The 2,674-nt window shown below is 58.2% G+C and carries 4 protein-coding genes; all 4 read left to right on the top strand.

Annotated elements, in window-relative coordinates; all coding sequences use genetic code 11:
* The first annotated feature begins 78 nt into the window (after nt 1-78).
* The gene (locus tag ACXJJ9_RS16625) at nt 79-432 is read left to right on the top strand and encodes a hypothetical protein (protein WP_457098199.1); all 354 of its coding nucleotides are present in this window, start codon (nt 79-81) and stop codon (nt 430-432) included.
* A 415-nt stretch (nt 433-847) separates the two neighbouring features.
* The gene (locus tag ACXJJ9_RS16620; RefSeq protein ID WP_457098198.1) at nt 848-1,381 is read left to right on the top strand and encodes a hypothetical protein; all 534 of its coding nucleotides are present in this window, start codon (nt 848-850) and stop codon (nt 1,379-1,381) included.
* Nucleotides 1,382-1,458: 77 nt separating this feature from the next.
* Nucleotides 1,459-1,875 (top strand): hypothetical protein, encoded by a 417-nt coding sequence (locus ACXJJ9_RS16615; protein WP_457098197.1) that lies wholly within the window; start codon nt 1,459-1,461, stop codon nt 1,873-1,875.
* Between the two features lie 345 nt (nt 1,876-2,220).
* On the top strand, nt 2,221-2,616 hold the full coding sequence (locus ACXJJ9_RS16610; protein WP_457098196.1) for a hypothetical protein: 396 nt from the start codon (nt 2,221-2,223) through the stop codon (nt 2,614-2,616).
* Nucleotides 2,617-2,674: the final 58 nt, after the last annotated feature.

Raw genomic sequence — 2,674 nt, 5'->3', positions numbered from 1 at the left:
GGGCCTCGGTGTGGGCCCTAACAATTCATTCAAGCCGAAGCCGCTTCGCGGCTCGGCTTAATTCAGGCGTTAGGTGCCATGTCGATGCTTGACCGTATCCTCAACATTTCATCCGTAGTTCGATATGTAGCCATCTACCGTGATGGGCATCTTTCCATGCGGTCTAGAGACGGAACCTCCGGAGCAAGCAATGAGGAGACAGACAAGTATGAGGAGCTGCTCGTCAATCCGACACTGCTTAAGCTGACGACGCAACGTGGCAACATCGACTGTGGTGGCCTGAATTACCTGATCGTCCGCTACGGTAATTTTTTTCAGTTTGTCCTTCCCATGCCGTGGGGCCATGTGTCGGTGTGCTTCGAGCCTTCGGCTGACCCAGTGTCGCTCGGAGAGCAGGTCATGTCCGTGCTTAGCGCGGCGGATGGCACCTAACAATTCATTCAAGCCGAAGCCGCTTCGCGGCTCGGCTTAATTCAGGCGTTAGGCCTCAGGGGGAGGTATGCGAACGATCTTCCGGACTGGATTCTTCCTTGCGACTTTCGCGTTGGCCCTTAGCTGGTTTCTGCTCGCTGACGGGTCGCCTGCGCACGAATGGCTCCTCGTACACCCGCTCGCCTCCAACCTCGCCATGGCGGCCAATTTGCCTGCCTACCTCGTAGCAACTCTTGTCTCAGGCAACGTCCATGCGCCGGGCACTACGCTGGTCATGGGCGCAATGGCCGTGCAGTGGATCCTTGTCGGCCTTCTGGCTGCGTGGGGTTACGCCAGGCTGAGGCCTAACAATTCATTCAAGCCGAAGCCGCTTCGCGGCTCGGCTTAATTCAGGCGTTAGGCCGCGGAAGAAGTGATGAAGCGTCTGTTACAACTGCTCCGAGGCGAGAACGCGACGTCGCCGTCCGAGCAAGTCCCACTGTGCTCGGACCTATCTCCGGGCGCCAAGCGCGTCTATTGGCTTTCCGAAGAGCTTGCTCGCGATCCAGAGCGTCTTGCTCAAACACACGAGCTAACACAAGATCGGTCTCGCCCCTTTATGGGCCTAGCCGGTAAACACGGCCTATTTGCCACTGCTCCTTGGTGGCAAGCTGTCAATTCCGGGCGGATACCAACCAGGCGTGTTGCGGGCGTTATCGCTCGCGCCTACCGCGCAGGCCAAGACAATAGCGGTCCGGCAAATACGGTGGCCGTTACGAAATCCGACGGGTCGAGTGAAACCATCGGTATTTACGTCAATCACAAGAACGATCGTCGCTATTTTTCGCCCGGAAACTTTGTTGAGATCATTTACGCGCTGGATGATTGCAAGCCGCAACCTGATGGGCGGGTGGAGCAAGCTGATATCGCGCTGGAAGTGGTCGTTGTCGTTAATACGGCCGCGGCCTAACAATTCATTCAAGCCGAAGCCGCTTCGCGGCTCGGCTTAATTCAGGCGTTAGGCCTCTCCAACCAACTATGACTTCAATGATCAAGAGCGCTCCAAAGTCGGTCGTCGCAGCCGCACTGCTTCTTGCAGTTCCTAGCGCCATATGGCTGATTGGTGCAGTGCGGTCTCTGGCAAATACTGACAAGTACTTTCTCTTGTCACTGCCTTTCGTGGCGGTTGTTTGCGCCTTGGTTGTGCTCGTTACAACCATTCTGGTCTTGGCAATTTTCAAGCGGCAGAACTGGGCCCGCTGGCTCTTGGCTGCCTGGACACTATTTCGGGTTGCTTCCTTCGCTGCCCTTTCCCTCTCACCAAAATTCACCGTTACCATTTCTGTAGTCGCCGCTTCCGCGCCCTACATCTTGGCAACTCTTTTCTTGTTCCTGCCTTCGGCCGGGAGCTGGTTCAGGCCTAACAATTCATTCAAGCCGAAGCCGCTTCGCGGCTCGGCTTAATTCAGGCGTTAGGCGTGGGTGCAATCGATAGCCGCTCGCTGTCGCTGGCAGTCACCGGGAAAGCCCCACAGCCCGCATTCGATGCAATGCCTTCGCGCCGCTGGCCTTCGGTCAGTCCGCGCTCCGGCAAGCAATCGCCCCCGGCGGCATCTCTCCCCGGAAATGCGGCGCCATCGGCTCCGGTGTTCCGGCCCCACACTCTCCCCGGATCACCGGCTGATTCCTTGCTCCCGGTCTCGCCGGCGACCGTTGCACTCGCCCGCTTCGCCACTTACCGTGGCGCCTAACAATTCATTCAAGCCGAAGCCGCTTCGCGGCTCGGCTTAATTCAGGCGTTAGGCCCCAATGAAAGCATCCCGCCAGGACAAGCTAGAGACTCAGCTCGCGGCCGCGGAAGGCGAGCTCCTTGAACTCCTTGCCATTGCATTGCCGTATACCGCACAGCACGGCGACATGCTCTTCTTCAACTCATCGTTTTATCCCGCCTACCTCGGGAGCCATCAGCTCGGCGAGCGGAATGAGCTGCTCCTGTCGCTAGCGAGCGAAAGCGTGGCCCTTCGAGAGCAACTTGGCTTGCCGGTGATTGGCTCCGTCGGCCAGCTATTTCTCTCCGCATGCAGCGAGGCGGCCAATACAGCCAACGACAACCGTCGCGGGCCGCGACAGCTCGCGGCTTGGCTGCTGGGGGAGTTGGGGCCTAACAATTCATTCAAGCCGAAGCCGCTTCGCGGCTCGGCTTAATTCAGGCGTTAGGCCCGCACCCAATGGCATCGCAACTCAAACAAACACTGATCAGCAC

This window comes from Lysobacter sp. P5_B9 (genome assembly GCF_054049835.1).
Note: the sequence above shows the minus strand (reverse complement) of the source record. Positions and strands in the feature narration are given on the sequence as shown.